Genomic DNA, 17,916 nt, shown 5'->3' on the forward strand with positions numbered 1-17,916 from the left:
TCCCGTGGTGTCAGGGTGTTCGGTGCTCGCGGCCGGCAGCGCCCGCCCGGAACGGGGGCGTGTGCGGGCTCCGTGCCGGGAGGGGTTCTGCGTGGTGGTCACCCTGCCCTCGTCGAACGGCGGGCGGAGCAACGGCGGGCGGAGCAACGGCGGGCGTGGCAAGGGCCCGACGCCGGGTCATGCGCCGGTTTCCGCGACGAACCGCACGGAGAGCAGGGAGCGCAGAGGGACGTGCGTCTCGTCCCGCGGGCTGCGAATGGCGAGTCGATGGTCGAAGGCCGCGGTCAGTAGGCGCTCGGCCAGGGGCACGACCAGGTGCTTGGCCCAGCAGCGGGCACCGTCGAACCCGAACGGCATGAACGCGGGCGTGTTCTCCGGGTCCGCCACCCCGGCCCACCGCTCGGGCCGGAACTCCAGCGGGTCGGACCAGTAGTCCGGGTGGCGGTGCATCAGGAGTGGGAGAAGCGCGACGCGGTCCTCGGGACGGATCTCGGGGTGCAGTCCGGTGTACGCGTCCCCGCCCATGCGGAACAGCATCCAGGCGGGTGGGAGCAGCCGCAGCGTCTCCCACAGGACCGCGGTGAGGTCTGCGCGGGGTTCCTCGTGTTCCCGCGCCGGCCCCATGAGCCACAGCGCGTTGCCGGCCAGTGCGGCCACGCCGTCGCAGAGGGTGGCCGTCGCTCGCCGGTACAGCGCGATGGCCTGCCTTCTGTCCTGGGTGCCGGAAGCGACGCGGATCTGCTCGGCCAGCGCGGTGCCCTTGCCCTCGGCAGGGGATCCCGGCCATCCGGTGACGGCGCGGTCGACGATCCGGGAGAGCATGTCGGAGCGCGTGACGCCGCGTTTCGACAGCAGGGAGACCGGCAGGGGGTCGGACGAGAAGAGCCACTGGCGCAGGTAGGAGGTGGCCGCGTAGGGCCAGGCGCCGGACAGCCCGCGCGCCGGGGGCGGCGGAGTCCGGATGCCCGCCATGACGTCCTGCCCCAGCGCGCGGATCGTCCGTGTCGCAGTGTCGTGGTGGATGTCGGCTCCTGCGGCGGGCTTGTAGACCGAGCGCTCCGTTGCCAGCACAGGACGCGCCGCGACGATCTCGGCGATCAGGTGGCAGTCGGAGACGCCGACCGTGGTCGCGTCGATCCGGAATACCTTCTCCCCCCGGGCCAGCAGGTCCTGAATCCGCGGGGCGTACACGATGGAATGGTCGCGCACCGCCGCCGGCGCCATTTCTTCCACGAGAATTCCGCCTCCACTGGAACGGCGATGAATACATTCCCCGCGACAGGCGGAGAAATCCGGGCATGGAACGGGCAGGACCGCCGCTGCGCGCCGCGGCCCGGTCCGCGGCGGAATCCGACACGATCGTGGCCGCCAGGGCCGGGCAGGGCGACAGGCACTCTGCAACATCGGCGGAGGCAGCGGCACGGCCGCGTCCTCCGCCGACGGCGGTGCATCAGATCACGTGCAGGATCCACGCGTGGTTGGCGAGGTCCTCGTCCTGCTTGAACTTCTTGACGAGCGCCTTGATCATCTTCATTACTGACTCCATTCCCGGGATTGCGGGCAAAACAAGAAGTGCCCGCACCATCATCGAAATTCAGCATTTCGGTCCGAAAACCGAACGGCCTCATGAATCCCAGACCATAACCGAAGGCGAGCCTCCCCTGACAGCCCTTTTCGACGGACGCCGATGCGATCTGCACTTTCAGGCAGGACATGAAATAGATGTGAACCGCCGGTGATGTCGTAGCCGTAGGGGATGCGGCGACGTCGCACTCGCCGGTCGGCGGCTCTCCGATGAAATGTGCGGCAGTGTCAAGCGCTCCAGAGGGGGACGGTCTTGTCCTGGCTGCCGCTGGCGAGCAGCTTGCCGTCGCGGCTGAACGCCACCGACGTCACGGGTGCGCGGCGGCCCGAGCGTGTCGTGACGGCGCTGTGGGTCGCCACCTCCCACCGGTGGACGGTGCGATCGTCGCTGCCGCCGGCCAGGATCTTGCCACTGGGGCTGAACGTCACTGACCGCACGGGCTCTTGGTGGCCCGTGCGGGATGCGAAGGGCATGCCGTGGTTCTGAGCGGCAACGGGGACGTCCACAGCTGAACGGCGAACTTATGGCTGGCGTCTGGGCAGCCCGACCGTATCCCGCAGTGCCAGCCCGCCCCGCCGGACAGTCCGGATGCACGCCAGCTGGCACAGACCCCGGAGACCGAACGCACGTCCATCTACGAGGTCCGGGGCACCCGGCTCGCCCTGCAGCTTGCCAAGGCGCTGCACGAGGCCGGCCCCATGCAAGCGCTCCTGCGTGACGAGCTCAGTCGTGGTCGCCACCGCAGAATGCCTGACGGGGCATCACCTACTGCCGGCCGCCTCCTTCGGCCGGTGTCGCCGCGCTGCCGGTACGGAAGTGTCGAGCGCAGAAGTCCAACTGATCGAGGAGGCTGCCGTCTGAGACTCCCCCTACCTGTCGGAGCAGCCGGCTCAGGAGCTCGTGTGCAGAGCTGGGTTGAGAGTCGCCAGGATGGAGTCCGAGACGGTCTGCGGAGGCGGGTGTGGACTCGGCGGTGGTGTCGGGTCGACCGGATGCGTCGGCAGGTCCGGCCCGAGCTCCGGGGGTGGCAGCACGGGAGGGCCACCGGATGTCGGTGGGGCGTGCTCGGTCGGTAGCGGTGGGAGCGGCCTGGTGGGGACGGGCGGTCGGGTGGAGGTGTCGTTCGGGGCGTGGGACTGGGATGGCGGAGTCGAGGCCTCGCCGTGCGTCGCTCTGAAGTCGCCGATGGGGGCGGGAAAGTGGCCCATCTCATGGGACAGGCTCGAGAGGTCCGTATCCAGCGGTGGCAGTGGCGGCAGCTCATGGGGCAGATCCCCGACCGGCCCGAGCTCGATCTCCGACGAGCCACCGCCCGACGAGCCACCGCCCGACGAGCCGCCGCCCGGTGGGCGCGGCCCCTCCAGCTTGCCGTTCAGCCAGCCCTCGATGTGGTCCGCCGGCGAGATGGAGAACTTGTTCCCGGGGTTCATCGCCCCGTGTCGCGCACCCCATGCCCCGGCGAACGCGCCGTTGGCCGCGCCGGACACATAGTCGCCCGACAGCCCGAAGGCCGCGTCCTGCGCCGCGCCTTCGGCCATCCCGGTCAGGGCCCCGTAGCCGGTGTTCCAGACCAGATCGGCCGCGCCCTTGGTGAGCCTGCCGGGCTCATGGCCGGTCAGCGAGGTGAAGCCCTTCCCGAGGCCCTTGCCCAGGCCCTTGGAGAGGCCCTTGCCGAGCCACCCGGCGCCGACGCCGACAGCGCCACCGATCGCACCGTTGATGGCGGCGGTGCCCAGCTCACCGCCGTCGATCGACTTGCGATGGTGCTGACCCAGCTCGATCACCTGGGCCAGCAGGTCGAAGCCGACCTGGGCCAGCACCGACTCGCTGACCCGGGTCACCGCGCTGATCAGCGCTTTGCGCAGGAACGCCCACACCATGGCCCTGGTGAAGGCGATCTCCACGGGCGCCGCCTCCGCTCCGCCGAAGAGGAACATCGCTGCGTCGATGGCCAGTTGGATGGCGAGGACCACCAGCGCGCCGATGATCTCGATGCGCAGGGTCTCGATCTCGTTCGCCATGTTGTTCAGCGCGTCGGCGGCGGCGTCGCAGCACTGCGCGATGAGCGGCAGCGCGGCGTCGTCGGTGGTGGCGAGCTTGGCCAGATAGGTGTCGACGGCGTCCTTGGTGCTGCCGCTCAAGCCCTGGTCGAGCCGGGACTTGGCGTCCGTCAAGTCCCGGACCGAGTCGCGGATCAACTTCGCCGTCTCGGTCCAGGCGTCCGCCTCGGCCCGCAGCGCGGTCTCGTTCCCGGTGGGCCACTTGTTGCCCACCAGGATCATCAGCAGGTTCTGCAGGTCGTCCGGTAGCGAGGCGTTGGGGGCGTCGACCGCCATCACGCGCCTCCAGTACCGGGAGGCGGGAACGACTGGGCGAGTTCACTGGTCTTCTCGTCGCCGTTCTCGAGGGTGCTGTGGGCGGCGCCGAGGGCTTCGGCGAACTTCCGCAGGGTGTCCGGCAGCGCCTGCACGGCCTTCAGCAGATCATCGCGCGGCTGGGCGAAGACCTGGTCGAAGCCCTGGCCCAGGGCGGGGTCGTCACCCCAGGGCGCCGCGCCGAACAGGGCGGCGGAGCTCAGAGTCGTCCATGCGGCGGCCATGGTGTCGGCCGCGTTGCCGGCGTCGATCCCGGCCTTGCCGACCTGGGCGAAGTCGACCACCAGAGTGCCGTCGAGTGTCGGCAGCGCCGGTGGTGTCGACCCGTTGTACGGCGGGTCCCCGGTGGGGGCGTTGCGGTAACCGCCGGTGGGACCGGGGACGTCGGGCAGTGGAGGGGTCGGCACCCGTCCAGCTCATCTGACTTCCGGTCCGGTTCACCCGCTCTTGACGGGATCCCAACGATCAACGCTCGGGCCCTGATGCGATATTGACGCGGCCTCAGCTGATGAGGCCCGCTCAGCCGCAGCCCGTTGTTGCTGCTTTGTCGCCGGCAGCTCCCCGCCGCAACGGCTACGGATGCGCGTCGGCGCCGTCCGGATGCCTCGCGGGTGACCAGGTGGACGTCGATGGCAGGCCCTCGTCGAGCATGCGGTAGCTCTTGCCCATGCCCGGGGCGGCTCCGAGGTAGATCTTGAACCGGCCCCGTCCGGTCCGGGCCTCGGACGGCTGCGTCACCACACAGCTCCTGGGCCGGAGCGGGTCCGATGTCAGCCGAGCCGGGCGAGGGCGAGGTTGAGCGTGACCACGTCCACCCGGGGTTGGCCGAGGAAGCCGAGCGGGCGGCCCTTGATGTGCTCCTCGATCAGCTGGTGGACCGCCGCAGTATCCAGACCCCGTGCCTTGGCGACCCGGTCGACCTGCTCATAGGCGTAGGCGGGCGAGATGTCCGGTCGAGGCCGGAGCCGCTCGCGGTGAGCGCGTCCGGGGGCACCTGGCCGGCGGGAACGCCGTCGAAGGCGGCGGCCGAGGCGCGGCGGTCGTGAACCGTCTGAGTCAGGCTGCCGTCGTTGGGGCCGAGGTTTGAGGCGCCCGAGGCCAGCGTCGGCAGGGGGCGTGCCACGGCGGTCTCCTTCGGTCGGTGCGGGCTCGGTGCGGGCTCAGGGCTGGCTCAGTGCAGGCCGGGGACGAACTGGACGACCAGGTCGATGAGTTTGATCCCGAGGAACGGCAGGCTCAGGCCGCCGACCCCGTACACGCCGAGGTTGCGGCGCAGCAGCGCGGAGGCCGAGGACGGCTTGTAGCGCACGCCGCGCAGGGCCAGCGGGATGAGGCCGATGATGATCAGCGCGTTGAAGACGATCGCCGAGGTGATCGCGGACTTCGGGCTGTGCAGTCCCATGATGTTGAGGTGGTGCAGGCCCGGGTAGACGCTCGCGAACATCGCGGGGATGATCGCGAAGTACTTGGCGACGTCGTTGGCGATCGAGAAGGTGGTCAACGCGCCGCGGGTGATCAGCAGTTGCTTGCCGATCTCGACGATCTCGATCAGCTTGGTGGGGTTGGAGTCCAGGTCCACCATGTTCCCGGCCTCCTTGGCGGCCGAGGTGCCGGTGTTCATCGCCACCCCGACATCGGCCTGGGCCAGGGCCGGCGCGTCGTTCGTTCCGTCGCCGGTCATCGCGACCAGCTTCCCGCCGCCCTGCTCCTGGCGGATCAGGGCCATCTTGTCCTCCGGTGCGGCCTCGGCGAGGAAGTCGTCCACTCCTGCCTCGTCGGCGATCGCCCTGGCGGTCAGCGGGTTGTCACCGGTGATCATCACGGTCCTGATGCCCATCGTCCGCAGGTCCTCGAACCGCTCCCGGATGCCGTGCTTGACCACGTCCTTCAGGTTGACGACCCCCAACACCCGTGCCGGCTCGGCCGTGTGCTGGACCGCCACCACGAGCGGAGTGCCGCCCGCCGAGGAGATTTCCTCGACCAGGCGGCCGCTCTCCTCGCCGGCCCGGCCGCCGTTCGCCTCCACCCAGGCGACGACCGAGCCGGCCGCGCCCTTGCGGAAGTTGCCGACCTGATCGGTTCGGTTGCGGTGGAAGCCGCGGATCAGCGCTGCCACCACCGCGATGCCCACTGCGGCGGACAGGAAGTTCTGCACCGCCAGACCGGCCATCTGCACCAGGTGGCCCATGGTCGACAGCCCGAGTAGGACTGCCAGTTGGTGTTGGTGACGAAGGAGGCGGCGGTGTTCACGCCGTCGCCGGGCTCACTGCGGGGAAGCCGAGGCAGAGCCAGAGGGGGTTCTGCAGGCGCTGGAACGCGTAGAGGAAGAGCACCGAGACGGCCGAGAAAGCGAGCACACTGCGCAGGTACGCCGTCCATGTCTGGTCGTAGTCACCGTGGACGCCGATCAGCCGGTAGGCACCGCGCTCGAACCGCAGATGCCTCCGGCTGGTCAGCAGGTGCGCCAGGTAGTCGCCCAGCGGACGGTACGACAGCGCGAGCGCGGCCCGGCCGCCGCGCCCGGCGCGAGGGCGCGGTGCGCTCACGTCAGCGCGGGCGTCCATGTCGCTGAGCGCGAAGTACAGGTCGGCGCTGCGGACGGCCCTGGGGCGCGGCCCGGTGGCCGATGTCGTCGATGCCCTGCCGGGCTCCGCCCAGCACGGTGGCACTGACGGCCGCCGCGCCCGGCCGGACGGCGACGCAGAGCGCGCTGAGGCCGCGCACCAGGCGCGGCGTGGTCCACCAGGAACGGGCCGGCGGCGCCGACCAGCGTGCGGGGCCCGGCCGCCATGCCAGGCCCCGCACACCTTTCCCTCGGCGCACGGGAGTGCGAGCGTGCGGCGCGGGTACCGGCTGCGGCTCGGTCGAACCTGGGCCCGTCTCCCCCGACGGGTTCGTCTTCCCCGGTTCGACCGTTCCGGCCGGTACCCGCTCTCTCATGTGCCGCGCGCTCCCCGTCACCTGGCTGCCAGTGCCGGCCCCTGGGCGTCGCCACTGGTGGATGGCACCGGTTGGACTCCCCCACGGAGCGATCCCGAGCCTCTCGAGAGCTGACGCTATGCGGGCGATCACCGGCCATGACCGTTCCTGACGCGTTCTTCGCGTGGCCAGGCGTGATCTTGACGCGTCGCTAGCACCAGGCGATCGCCACCGCGATCCGGCACCGGTGGCGGACCCCCGCCCGGACCGCAGCGCACTCCAACGAGCCGAGCCGAGCCGCGCACTCGCCGAGGCGGCAGGCTTCGTACCGGTGCCCGAGAAAGTCGCCTCCTGCGTCGGGGCGGCCGTCTGAGGCCCGTCTCACGCAAGGATCCCGTCAATGCTGCGCGGCTACCGGTTCCGGGGCGGGGTGAGCCTGCTACACCGGAGATCAGGAGGTGCGCGATGCGCCGAATTCTCAACCGGCTCTCCGCCCGGGGACCGCTCGCCCTGCTCGCGGCCGTGGCAGCCCCGATCGTCCTGTGCGCGGTGCTGCTGCCGTTCCGTGGCAGCCTGGCCAACACCAATGTGGCGCTGCTGCTGGTCGCGGTGGTGGTCGCGGTGGCCGCGCTCGGGCACCGGACGGCCGGTGCTCTCGCCGCGGTGGGCGCCGCCGTGTGGTTCGACTTCTTCTTCACCCGTCCGTACGAGCAGTTCGCCATCAGCAAGTCGGCCGATCTGGCGACCGCTGTCCTGTTGCTCGCCGTCGGCCTCGCGGTCTCCCAACTGGCCGCCCGCGCCCGCCGCTTCAAGGTGGTCGCGATCACCGACGCCGGCTACCTGGCTCGGATCCACGACACCGCGGTGCTCGCCCGCTCGGCGAACTCCGCGCTCACCGTCGTGGACCACGTCCGCGACGAGCTGATCGACCTGCTCCAACTGCGCGGCTGCCGCTTCGAGTACGGCTCCCTGCTCGGCCACCCGCCGCGCCTGGAACACGACGGCTCGGTCCTGACCGGGCAGCGCAGCTGGGACGCAGACCTGCTCGGACTGCCCGAGGAGGACGTGGAACTGCGTCTCGTGGGCGGCGGCCGGTACATCGGCCGGTTCATGCTCGAGCCCACCCCGGGCACCAAGCCGTCCCGGCAGGCTCGCCTGGTCGCGGTCACCCTGGCCGAGCAGGCCGGGGCGGCACTAGACACCATGCGCCAGCCGGTGAAAGCAGCCTGAGTGGAGTGTGCCGGGGGCGCGGCGCGGCTTTCACCCGTCGCCGCGCCCCCTCCCTCAACACTGGCCGCCGATGCGGACCCGGTGTGGACCACCGAGTTGAGAAGGGCCATCGGCTGGATTCCACCCTCGTCCTTCCACAAGCGGGGCGGAACCCTTCTCGCGGCCGACGCTATGCGGCGGTGCCCGGGAGCTGTGGATTCCTGACGATCTCCTGGCGCTCCTGGGCCCGTTCCTGACGGGGTCATAACGCCCTGCCTTGTGGCAACGGCAGGGGCACTGCCGCAATGAGTCTGCGATGGGTCAGGGTGGCGTAGCGTGTTGGCCTGCCGCTGAGCGGCGCCGCTCAGCCGTCCGTGCCGGACGGCCAAAGTGTCGGCTGTGGTGCGAAGTTGGGGTGCACTCGGGTCGGCTCGTAGCGGCGCTGCCAGACCGGCGTGGTCGACCCGCTGGTAGCAGGCACGATCGCGGACCAGTCGGCCGGGCAGCCGCGGCCGTGCTTATGCTCGCGCTCCTCGTGCCGGACGAACTGCTTGGTGGCGAAGTGGTGGTCGATGATCGACACGCCGGCTTGGTCGTAGGAGTGCAGCACGGCCGCGGTGAGCTCCAGCAGCGCGCGGTCCCGCCACAGCGTGCGGTCCCGGGTGGTGTCCAGGCCCATCCCCCGGGCCACCGCCGGGAGTTTGTCGTAGCGATTGGTGTCGGACAGGTTTCGGGCACCGATCTCGGCACAGGTGTACCAGGCACTGAACGGCGCCAACGTGTAGCGCAGGCCGCCCAGTTCGAGAACCTGGTCGGAGATCGTCGGAAAGGCGTGCCAGCGCAGTCCGAGCGCTTCGAACCACGGGTACTCCGGGTGGCTGATCCGCACCTCGGGCACGGCATCCGACGGCAGCTCGAACCACCTGGGCTCACCTCCGGGCCACTGCACCACCAGCGGCAGCACGTCGTACTCGGTGCCCTGCCCGCGCCACCCCATCCGCTGGACGGCCTCGGTGAGCTCCACCGTCCCGGGATCGCCCACCACCGACCCGTCGTGCTGCCGGTAGCCGGCGTAGCGGATGAGCTGCCCGTTCCACACCCGCGGACCACCCGGCATGCCGGGCTCAGTCGGCGTGAAGACGGTCAGCAGCAGGCGGACCTTCCCACCGTTCCAGGCCAGCCGCAGGTGCTCGACCAGCACCTCGAACAGGCCGCTCTCGTCGCAGCCGCCGACACCGACTTCGCGGCAGTCCCAGACCTCCAACCCCTTCCAGTAGAACTTGCCGATGCACTGCGGGTTGTTGCGCCAGGCGATCCGGGCGCCCTGCAGGAGCTCCTGGTCGCTCTGCCGGTAGCCGCCCGTGGCGGCCAGTTCGGCCGCGATCTCCCTGGTCCGCTGCTCAGCGGCCTCGGCCGAGAGGTGCCCTTCCGCGACGAGCTGTCGCAACAGGTCGGCGGCCTCAGCGGCCACCGGACCGACGGGCTGGGTGGAGGGTACGGACTGTGCTGCGCGCAGGTGCGAGGTCTTCACGATGATCCCCTTGTCAACGGCGAGAGGTAGGCACCCAGTTCACACATACGAAACACCTGACTGCGTCCGGACACTACTCACGGAGGCCGACGTTCCCCTGTCCCGCCAAGCCGATTTGACGAAACCCATGCACCCGACCACGTCACGGCCGTGGTGCCGGTCAAGTCGGCGACCGCAGTGCAGACTTGACAGTAGCTCGGGTAGGCTCGGTGGACGGTGCGCCGGGAAGCCTGGTCGGCAGTGGACGACGTCCTGCCCAGAGGAGCTTCACCCGTGCCCGTCACTCCGTTCTCGACAGTTCGTCAGAACACCTCCTTCAGTGGGTCTTCCTGGCGTCGCGAGCGGCTGCGCACCAACCTCTGGCTGGTGCCGGCGGTCGAGGCGCTGCTCTTCGCGTTGCTCTTCGCGGGCACCATCACACTGGACCGGTTCGCCTACGATGGCCGGTTCTCCTTCGCCGACTGGGTGCTGAGCGGGACGGCCGACGGTGCCCGGCAGATCCTCACGACCATCGCCGCCGCGCTCATCACGGTGGTCGGGCTGGTCTTCTCGATCACCATCGTGGCGCTGACCCTGGCCTCCACCCAGTTCGGTCCGCGGATGCTGCGCACCTTCATACGCGACCGGGGCACCCAGCTGACGCTGGGAACCTTCGTGGCCACCTTCTTCTACACAGTGCTGGTCCTGGCCGCGATAAGCCCCGGTCCGCACGGCGATTTCGTGCCGCACCTGTCGATCACCGTCACGCTCGCCTCCACCCTGGTCGACCTCGGGCTGCTGATCTACTTCATCCACCACATCGCCACCATGATCCAGCTGCCGCAGGTCATCGCGGTCATCGCCGACGACCTGGCCCGGGCGATCGAGGCGCAGAGCGGCGCCGACCAGGAGCCGCCGACCGGCGCCGACTGCGGACCCACGGCCGTCGACCTGCTGCGCTCGGTCGACGAGTCGGGGACGGTGATACCGACTCCGGCCACCGGCTACCTGCAGTTCCTGAAGCACAACGAGCTGGTCCGCCTCGCCGAGGCCGCCGACGCGGTGCTCCATCTGCCCTACCGTCCGGGCCACTTCCTGGTACAGGGGCAGCCGCTGGCCGTGGTCTGGCCGCCCACGGCCGCGCCCCGGCTGGCTGCGCAGCTCGCGCGGGTGCAGGTGACCGGGCCGTACCGCACCTTGACCCAGGACGTGTCCTTCGGCTTCGACCAGCTGGTGGAGATCGCCATCCGCGCCCTCTCCCCCGCCGTCAACGACACCTTCACCGCGCTGACCTGCATCGACTGGCTGAGCGACTGCCTCTGCCGGATCACCCACGGCTGGCACCCGCAGCGCGTCCACCGCGACCGCGCCGACCGGATCCGCGTCCTGACCTACCAAGCCGACTACGACCGCCTGGTCCAGCGCGCCTTCGAGAAGATCCGCCAGTGCTCGGCCGGCATGCCGGCCGTGATGATCCGTCAACTCGACGCCCTGTGCCGCGTCATGGAGCAGACTGCGATCCCGCGTCGGCGTCAGGTCCTGATGGACCAGGGCACGATGATCTGGCGCTGCTGCGAGGCGTCCGTACCGGAGCCGGCCGACCGCGAGGACGTGCTGCGCCGCTACGAGGCGCTGCTCGCACGCCACCGGTCGGAGCACTTCTCGTCGCCCGAGCACGCGCTCAGCGCGAGGCCGCCCAGCAGCAGGACGGACCCCATGGCGTACTGGTAGCGGGCTCTGGTCGTACGGAGCATGGAGTCCGTCCCTCCTGGGACAAGGCCTCGTGCCGAGGCGGGTTGATCGAAGGTACTGGGTGGGCCGGGGACGCCGTCCGCTCAGCCCGCGAGGCGGGCGAGCAGCTCCGGGTGGTCGGCCAGGGCGTCTGCGAGCACCTGCTGGGCGAGCGGCTGGTAGCGCTCAACGTCCGTGCCGGCCCAGTCGATCGGGCCGAACGGCGGCTGCGGGTCGTACTCGATGAGCAGCTGGATCTCGCGCGCCGTCTCCTCGCCGGCTACCCGGGCGACGAGCTGGAGCGCCATGTCGATGCCGGCCGAGACGCCGGCGGCGGTGACGTAGCGGCCGTCCTCGACCCAGCGTTCCGCCACCGGCGTCGCACCGAAGCGGGTCAGGAGGTCGCGGTACCACCAGTGGGTGGTGGCTCGGCGGCCCTCCAACAGGCCGGCGGCGCCCAGTAGCAGTGAGCCGGTGCAGACCGAGCCGACCAGGTGGGCCTGGCTCGCGGCCTGACGCAGGCGGTCCAGCAGGTGCCCGTCGGCCAGCGCCGTGAGCGTCGGCGCGAGGCCTCCGGGGACCACCAGCGCGAACGGCTCGGGAACCTCGTCGAAGGTGTGGCTCGGCAGCACCGCGAGCGGGGTGTCGGTGCGCATCGGCTCGATCCGCTCGCCGAGCACCACGGTGCGGAAGTCCTGCGACAGGTCCTGCAGCGCGGAGCAGACCTGCAGCGGGCCCGCCAGGTCGAGCAGGGTGATGCCCGGGTAGGTGACGAAGGCGATGGTCCGGATCGGGGTCGCGGGGCCCGCGGTCGCTCCGGTCAGGCTCTGGGACATGGGTTCGGCTCCTGGTGTGGTGATACGGCTTTTCGGGGTCCGGCGGCCTGTTCGGCTGCCCGACTCACCGTCGCCCACGCCGCGCGCCGCCCCGGGCCGTACCCGGGCACTGTGTCCGAAATCCTGCGATCCCTGTCTGTCAGACCGGCCGGCGTAGGCTGCGCGCCATGACAGCCCCCACCCGACAGGTCGTGATCATCGGTTACGACCAGTGCGAACTCCTCGACATCGCCTGCGTCAGCGACACCCTGGACGCCGCCAACCGACTCGGCGCGGACCCCGGTTACCGAATCCGGCTGGCCTCCGCACAGGCCCGCCCGGTGCGTTCGGCCGGCGGGCTGGCGCTGGTGAGTCAGGCCGCGGTCGAGAAGCTCCGCGGCCCGCTCGACACCCTGGTGATCGCCGGCGGCCCCGGCCACCTCGACGCGGCCGCCGACCCCTCGCTGCTGGAGCAGGTGCGCCGGCTGGCGCCAATGAGCCGCCGGGTGGCCTCGGTGTGCACCGGGGCGAGCGTGCTGGCCGCGGCCGGCCTGCTCGACGGGCGGCGGGCCACCACCCACTGGGCGTACGCCCGCAAGCTCGCCGACCGGCACCCGGAGGTCACGGTGGACCCGCGCCCGCTGTACGTCATCGACGGCGAGGTCTGCACCTCGGCCGGGGTGACCAGCGCCCTCGACCTGACGCTGGCCCTGGTCGAGGACGACCACGGGCCCGATCTGGCCCGCTCGGTCGCCCGCTGGCTGGTCACCTACATGCAACGACCGGGCAACCAGGCCCAGTTGTCGCCCTATGTGAAGGACGCCCCGCCCGCCCACCGGCTGCTGCGCCAGGTGGTGCGGTACATCACCAGCCACCTGGACGCCGACCTCTCCACCGCCGCCCTCGCCGCCCGCAACGACGTCAGCGAGCGGCACCTGTCACGCCTCTTCCTCGACCAGCTCGGTGAACCGCCCGCCCGCTACATCCGCACCGCCCGCACCGAGGCCGCCGCCACCCTGCTGACGAGCACCGCGCTGCCGCTGACCGCGGTCGCCCGGCGCTGCGGGTTCCGCTCCACCGAAACGCTGCGCCAGGCCTTCCTGGCCCACTACGGCACCACACCCTCCGCCCACCGCACCGCGCTGGGCCCAGGGACGGCGCATCAGGCCCACTCGCCGAACGCATCCCGCTAGGCCGGAGGGGGTCGTCCCACCGGTGCTGGAGGCCGACCGTTCCCGGCACCGAAGGCCGCAGCATCTCGCCGATCCCACCGGGGAACCAGCGGACAGCGCGTATCGTCCAAGGCGCACCCAACCCCGTGACCTGACCAGAGTTCGGAGATCGACAGATGAACAGGCGCACGGCAGCCCTCGCCGCCGGCACGGCGGTCATGGTCGCGCTCGCGGGCTGCGCGTCGACCGGCGGAGCGTCGCACAGTCCTGCCGCGCACTCCCCGACGACCTCATCGGACACCGTGCCCACCGCTGCCACCACTGCCCCGTCGGACGCTGCCACGCCCTCCGCCTCGGCTGCGTCACCTCCTGCGTCACCTCCTGCGGCCGCTCCGAGCGCCGCGAGCCCGTCCCCCACCCGCGCCGCAGCGTCCTCCTCCGCCCTCCCGGCATCGCCCACGGGTGCCGCTCGGCCCACGACTGCCGCGCCCGGCACAGCCGGACCTGGTGACGTCGAGAACCCGGTCGACCCTGTGCACGGCACCCTCGGCGGGCCGACGCGACCGACCGGCTGAAGTACCGAGGCGTCAGAGGGCGGCCGGCCCACCGGGAAGGGTGGGCCGACCGCCCTGCTGTCAGGCCGTCAGTTCCTGACAGGCAGTGAGCCGAAGCCCGCCCGATGGCTGCCCACCGTGGACAGGACGGGCCCGGTCGTGGCGGGCGTCGTCCCGGCACGCAGGGCCAGACCGCCCTGGACGGTGTACATGGCCTCGTCGAAGGCCTGACCGTTGGTGGGGGTCTTGCCGACGGCGAAGACCGAGACGCTCCTGCCGTTCACCACGGAGCAGGAGATGTAGTCGCCGACCATGCTGCCCTGGGTGCTGCCGGCGACCTGGGAGAGCGACATCGGTCCGGCGACCGTCTGCGGGGTGCTCCAGGTGGTGCCGCCGTTGGTGGAGGAGATGAAGCCGACCTCCAACTGGCAGGTGGCCGTGGTGCAGTTGGCGTTCGGGTAGAAGTAGTAGTAGACCCCGAGCTTGGCGGTCGTGCCGGAGGTGGTGTGGTCGACACCGAAGCCGGGGATGAAGTGGTCCGCGCCGCTGGTGACCGCGTCGATCGGAACCCGGGTCACGGCCGACCAGGTGGCCCCGTCGGTCGAGGTCGAGTAGACGATGTCGTTGGACGAGCAGCCGGAGCGGAAGCGGCAGTCCTGCCAGGCGACGTAGATCTTGCCGCTCGCGTCGATCTCGGCGGAGGGCAGCCCGCTGCCGTCGCGCAGTCCACCCGCGACGGTCGCGTTGGTGATGTTCGAGACGAGCACGGAGGAGCCCCAACTCGCACCGCCGTCCGCGGAGGTGAAGGCGCGGACAGAGGAGCCGTTGGTGGAGAACGGGACAACGACGTTGCCGTTCGGCTGGACCAGCGGCTGGCCGCCGAGTCCGGCGTCGCCGCTCGCGGGCGAGGCGGGGGCGGACCAGGTGGCACCGCCGTCGGTGGAGGTCGCCATGATCACCGCGTTGCCGGAGGAGGTGAGGTCGACCTCGACGTAGCAGTTGCCGTAGTGCGGACTGGTCGGGGTGCTGTCGCAGACGATCCAGTCCTTGTCGTAGCCCTGGCCGTCGTTGCCGACCGCGATGACCGGGTTCTGCCAGGTGAGCCCGTCGGCGGAGCGGCTGACGGAGACCCCGGCGCCGTTGACGTTGGCGTCGATGACCAGGCCGGCGATCATCCAGGTGCCGTGCTTGGCGTCGTAGGCCACCGTCGGGTCCGAGACCCGGGCCCAACTTCCGCCGCCCTGGTAGGTGGTGATGCCCGGGAGCATGCCGTGCTGCCAGGTGGTGCCGCCGTCGGTGGAGGTGACCCAGCCGGTGTCGGAGGCACCGCCGTCGGTGAACCGGCCGACCTGGGAGGCACCGACGATGGTGTTGCCGACGGCGAAGGTGTCCGGCTCCAGCTCGGTCGCGTGCTGGCTGGTGGAGTTGGTGAACGGATCGGTGCTGACCTGGACCAGGCTCGGTCCGCTGCCGTTGACGGTCAGGCTGAAGGTCGCGGTGTGGGTGGCCGAGGTACCGGTGCCGGTGATGGTGATCGGGTAGGTGCCACCGGGGGTGCTGCCGGAGGTGGTGACGGTCAGGGTCGACGAGCCGCCCGCGGTCACCGAGGCGGGACTGAAGGACGCGCTGGCGCCGCTGGGCAGGCCCGAGGCGGAGAGCGCGACGCTCTGGGCGGAACCGGAGGTCACCGCCGTGGAGATGGTCGAGGTCGTCGAGCCGCCCGCGCTGACGCTCGCCGCGGCGGGGCTGTCGGTGAGGGAGAAGTCGTTGGCCGTCGTGCCGCCGGTGAGCGTGACATCGTCGTAGAGGGTGTAGGTCGGGTCACCCGGGTAGTTGTCGTCCTTGCTGCTCAGCGTCAGCGTGTAGTTGTGCCCAGCCGTCAGCGTGCTGGTGATCTGCTTCCATCCGCCGCCGCTGGTACAGGTCTTGGGCAGCACCGTGGCGGTGGTGTTGCTGGTCGTGTCCTTCAGGGTCGCGGTGGCCCAGTCGTAGGTGACGGTGTCCGGGCAGAAAACGTCGTACCAGAAGCCCAGTTGCGGACTGCCTGACGGGGCGGTGAAGGACTGGCTGACCGAGGACGTGCCGTTGGTCGGGGCGGTGCCGCCGACCTGGGCCGCGTAACTGCCGCTGTGCGGGCCACTGGTGGTGACCGAGGTGGTGCCGGCCGTCGTCCAGCCCGAGAGGTTCCCGCTCTCGAAGCCGCCGTTGGTGATCGAGGTCGCCGCCTGAGCCGGGCTCGCGGTGAGCGCGACGCCGGTCAGGACGAGCGCCACGGAGGCGGTAGCGGCGAGGCCGCGTCGCCAGCTGGGCAGGTGGGGTCGTTTCATCCGGATCTCCTGTGTCTGGGCCGGACTTGGTGCGTCGGCCCGTTCGCGCCTGTGGGGGTAGGTGTGCTCGACCGTGCGGAGGTGCGGAACGACGCGGGGCGGACCGCAGTGCTGTGGCACTGGGCCCGCCCAGGTCAGGTGGAAGGACGCTCACGCAACGTGCATGCGTGTTCGTGATTCGGAAGTCTGGCCCAGGACATGACATCGCACAAGATGTGCGACCGACATCCCCCCGGCCGCAGGACGCGCCCCTCAGGGACGACAGCTACGGAATGAGCACGTTCAGACAACGGACGAGCGCGACGGTGACGTCGATCAAGGCAACTGAGGTGACCAGCAAGGCAGTTGCGACAGGCCAGAGCAGGCTCCAGCGACTCGGCCGGCACGTCGTCCGCAGCGCGCCGACGCGGGCGGCCATGCGGTGGCGCACGTAGGCGAGAGCCTCCGGCGACCCCGGGACGCAGGTGGTGGCGAGTGCGGCCCGGGCCAGCGAGCGGGCGGCGAGCTGCCGCGAGGCCACCGCATCCGCTGCCTCTTCATCGGCCCAGCGCTCGATGCCGAAGGCGATCTGGTCACGCACGCGGTTGAGCAGCGGATTGAGCGCGGCAGCGGCCTGGGCGAGTGCTGTGTAACGGTGGTGATGGTGAGTCAGATGGGCGCGCTCGTGAGCGAGCAGGACAGCGCGTTCATCGGCGCTCAGGGCCCGCAGCATCCCGACCGTCACCACGATCCGCGCGGGCCGGCCCGGCAGCGCGTATGCGTCGGCGTGATCCCCGGCCAGGACGATCAGGTCTCCCGCGGCCGGACTTGAGCGCACCACCGACAGCGCCCGGCGTCCGCTCGCGCGTCGCCGGCCCGTGACGGCGAACCGCACCACGACGACGGCGAGTACGACGACGGCGACCGCTCCGAGGCCGCCGGGGACGGGGTCCGCCGCAGCCAGCGCCGCCGGACTGCTGTGCGCGTACGCCTGCAGCTGCGAGGTGCGCGCGAGGCCTCCGACGGCGAGCACCGCCAACCCCCACACCGTGGCACCGGCCGCGACCGTCGCGAGGCAGGTGAGGACGCGAACCGCGGCCGCCGGCGCCAGATGACGGGACACGGCGGACGCGAGCCACGCCAGGACCGCAGGAGCGAGCAGCAGCGCGTAGACGGTGAAGTACACGGGCAGCCCTCCTGCACGGAAGTCCTAGTCGCGGGCGTCGAGCAGATCCCGCAGTGCTCGCTCGTCGTCCGGGTCGAGCCCGTCGACGAAACGCTGAAGTACCGCAAGGCGGTCGGCGCCGCGCGCCAGCGCCTGGTTCATCTCGGAGGCGACCTCCTCGGCCGGCCCCCTGCGCGGGAGGTAGGCGTGTGCCCGGCCGACCCGCTCACGATCGACCAGGCCCTTGGCGTGCAGCCGGCCCAGGACGGTGAGCACGGTCTTGTAGACCAGCGCCGAGCCACCGAGCGCGGCATGCACCTGACCCGCTGTCATCGGTGCGCCCCCGGCCCACAGTACGGCCATGACTTCGGCCTCCAGCGCGCCGCTCTCGCGCCGCTGGTCCCGGGACTGCGCACCCACGCTGCTCTCCGTTCGCCCGAGTCCGTTGTCGATCTGCCGTCGATGGCGTGACTGTACCCAGGCCCAGGGGTGGCGATCCGTCCGCGCCTGTCACTGTGGGGGGAGGACCGCCCGCCGATGCCCGGACGGCGACCTCTACGCGGCCACCCACGGCC

The 17,916-nt window shown here is 71.0% G+C and carries 15 protein-coding genes and 1 pseudogene; 4 read left to right on the forward strand and 12 right to left on the reverse strand.

The window, feature by feature from the left end; all coding sequences use genetic code 11:
- Window positions 1–177: 177 nt before the first annotated feature.
- The 5 genes from P3T35_RS11950 to P3T35_RS11970 all read right to left on the reverse strand — a co-directional run bounded on the left by P3T35_RS11950 (window position 178) and on the right by P3T35_RS11970 (window position 4,698).
- Window positions 178–1,191, reverse strand: a complete 1,014-nt coding sequence (locus P3T35_RS11950; RefSeq protein WP_143676748.1) for a cytochrome P450 — start codon at window positions 1,189–1,191, stop codon at window positions 178–180.
- Between the two features lie 621 nt (window positions 1,192–1,812).
- Window positions 1,813–2,058 (reverse strand): hypothetical protein, encoded by a 246-nt coding sequence (locus P3T35_RS11955; RefSeq protein WP_101379263.1) that lies wholly within the window; start codon window positions 2,056–2,058, stop codon window positions 1,813–1,815.
- Between the two features lie 417 nt (window positions 2,059–2,475).
- A complete protein-coding gene (locus P3T35_RS11960; RefSeq protein ID WP_101379265.1) occupies window positions 2,476–3,921 on the reverse strand; it encodes a hypothetical protein in 1,446 nt (481 codons plus the stop codon).
- A complete protein-coding gene (locus tag P3T35_RS11965; protein WP_101379266.1) occupies window positions 3,921–4,367 on the reverse strand; it encodes a hypothetical protein in 447 nt (148 codons plus the stop codon). Before P3T35_RS11965 ends, P3T35_RS11960 begins: the two co-directional genes overlap by 1 nt.
- A 166-nt stretch (window positions 4,368–4,533) precedes the next feature.
- Window positions 4,534–4,698 carry a hypothetical protein gene (locus tag P3T35_RS11970; RefSeq protein WP_218976639.1) on the reverse strand — a complete coding sequence of 55 codons (165 nt, stop codon included), beginning with the start codon at window positions 4,696–4,698 and terminating at the stop codon, window positions 4,534–4,536.
- 29 nt (window positions 4,699–4,727) lie between these two features.
- On the opposite strand from P3T35_RS11970, the gene P3T35_RS40395 reads away from it, so the two are divergent.
- Window positions 4,728–5,006, forward strand: coding sequence for a hypothetical protein (locus tag P3T35_RS40395; protein ID WP_348533407.1), 279 nt, complete (start codon window positions 4,728–4,730; stop codon window positions 5,004–5,006).
- 125 nt (window positions 5,007–5,131) lie between these two features.
- On the opposite strand, the pseudogene P3T35_RS11980 reads toward P3T35_RS40395, so the two are convergent.
- Window positions 5,132–6,524 (reverse strand): annotated as a pseudogene (locus P3T35_RS11980) (HAD-IC family P-type ATPase).
- On the reverse strand, window positions 6,508–6,765 hold the full coding sequence (locus P3T35_RS11985; RefSeq protein ID WP_143676749.1) for a hypothetical protein: 258 nt from the start codon (window positions 6,763–6,765) through the stop codon (window positions 6,508–6,510). Before P3T35_RS11985 ends, P3T35_RS11980 begins: the two are co-directional and overlap by 17 nt.
- A gap of 579 nt (window positions 6,766–7,344) precedes the next feature.
- Between P3T35_RS11985 and P3T35_RS11990 the strand changes: the two genes are divergently transcribed.
- Window positions 7,345–8,109 carry a DUF4118 domain-containing protein gene (locus P3T35_RS11990; protein WP_101379267.1) on the forward strand — a complete coding sequence of 255 codons (765 nt, stop codon included), beginning with the start codon at window positions 7,345–7,347 and terminating at the stop codon, window positions 8,107–8,109.
- Between the two features lie 343 nt (window positions 8,110–8,452).
- On the opposite strand, the gene P3T35_RS11995 is transcribed toward P3T35_RS11990, so the two are convergent.
- Window positions 8,453–9,619, reverse strand: coding sequence for a nitric oxide synthase oxygenase (locus P3T35_RS11995; RefSeq protein ID WP_218976640.1), 1,167 nt, complete (start codon window positions 9,617–9,619; stop codon window positions 8,453–8,455).
- A gap of 273 nt (window positions 9,620–9,892) precedes the next feature.
- Here P3T35_RS11995 and P3T35_RS12000 point away from each other — a divergent pair, with 273 nt between their 5' ends.
- On the forward strand, window positions 9,893–11,329 hold the full coding sequence (locus tag P3T35_RS12000; protein ID WP_101379268.1) for a DUF2254 domain-containing protein: 1,437 nt from the start codon (window positions 9,893–9,895) through the stop codon (window positions 11,327–11,329).
- Window positions 11,330–11,433: 104 nt separating this feature from the next.
- Here P3T35_RS12000 and P3T35_RS12005 read toward each other — a convergent pair whose 3' ends face one another.
- Complete coding sequence (locus P3T35_RS12005) at window positions 11,434–12,165, reverse strand: DJ-1/PfpI family protein (protein ID WP_101379269.1); 732 nt, start codon at window positions 12,163–12,165, stop codon at window positions 11,434–11,436.
- Between the two features lie 167 nt (window positions 12,166–12,332).
- Here P3T35_RS12005 and P3T35_RS12010 point away from each other — a divergent pair, with 167 nt between their 5' ends.
- Window positions 12,333–13,337, forward strand: a complete 1,005-nt coding sequence (locus P3T35_RS12010; RefSeq protein ID WP_101379270.1) for a GlxA family transcriptional regulator — start codon at window positions 12,333–12,335, stop codon at window positions 13,335–13,337.
- 622 nt (window positions 13,338–13,959) lie between these two features.
- On the opposite strand, the gene P3T35_RS12015 is transcribed toward P3T35_RS12010, so the two are convergent.
- The 3 genes from P3T35_RS12015 to P3T35_RS12025 all read right to left on the reverse strand — a co-directional run bounded on the left by P3T35_RS12015 (window position 13,960) and on the right by P3T35_RS12025 (window position 17,761).
- Window positions 13,960–16,197, reverse strand: coding sequence for an exo-alpha-sialidase (locus P3T35_RS12015; RefSeq protein ID WP_101379271.1), 2,238 nt, complete (start codon window positions 16,195–16,197; stop codon window positions 13,960–13,962).
- A 265-nt stretch (window positions 16,198–16,462) separates the two neighbouring features.
- On the reverse strand, window positions 16,463–17,362 hold the full coding sequence (locus P3T35_RS12020) for a M48 family metalloprotease (RefSeq protein ID WP_180356352.1): 900 nt from the start codon (window positions 17,360–17,362) through the stop codon (window positions 16,463–16,465).
- A 24-nt stretch (window positions 17,363–17,386) separates the two neighbouring features.
- Window positions 17,387–17,761: a BlaI/MecI/CopY family transcriptional regulator gene (locus P3T35_RS12025; RefSeq protein ID WP_280705817.1), complete on the reverse strand. Its 375-nt coding sequence runs from the start codon at window positions 17,759–17,761 to the stop codon at window positions 17,387–17,389.
- Window positions 17,762–17,916 lie beyond the last annotated feature (155 nt).

The sequence above is a fragment of the Kitasatospora sp. GP30 genome, from assembly GCF_029892145.1.
In the GTDB taxonomy this organism is placed as follows: domain Bacteria; phylum Actinomycetota; class Actinomycetes; order Streptomycetales; family Streptomycetaceae; genus Kitasatospora; species Kitasatospora acidiphila.

Coding starts and splice junctions, on each gene's coding strand:
- P3T35_RS11955 (WP_101379263.1), bottom strand. CDS start 2,058: ATGCCCTTCGCATCCCGCACGGGCCACCAAGAGCCCGTGCGGTCAGTG.
- P3T35_RS11960 (WP_101379265.1), bottom strand. CDS start 3,921: ATGGCGGTCGACGCCCCCAACGCCTCGCTACCGGACGACCTGCAGAAC.
- P3T35_RS40395 (WP_348533407.1), top strand. CDS start 4,728: ATGTCAGCCGAGCCGGGCGAGGGCGAGGTTGAGCGTGACCACGTCCAC.
- P3T35_RS11990 (WP_101379267.1), top strand. CDS start 7,345: ATGCGCCGAATTCTCAACCGGCTCTCCGCCCGGGGACCGCTCGCCCTG.
- P3T35_RS12005 (WP_101379269.1), bottom strand. CDS start 12,165: ATGTCCCAGAGCCTGACCGGAGCGACCGCGGGCCCCGCGACCCCGATC.
- P3T35_RS12010 (WP_101379270.1), top strand. CDS start 12,333: ATGACAGCCCCCACCCGACAGGTCGTGATCATCGGTTACGACCAGTGC.
- P3T35_RS12015 (WP_101379271.1), bottom strand. CDS start 16,197: ATGAAACGACCCCACCTGCCCAGCTGGCGACGCGGCCTCGCCGCTACC.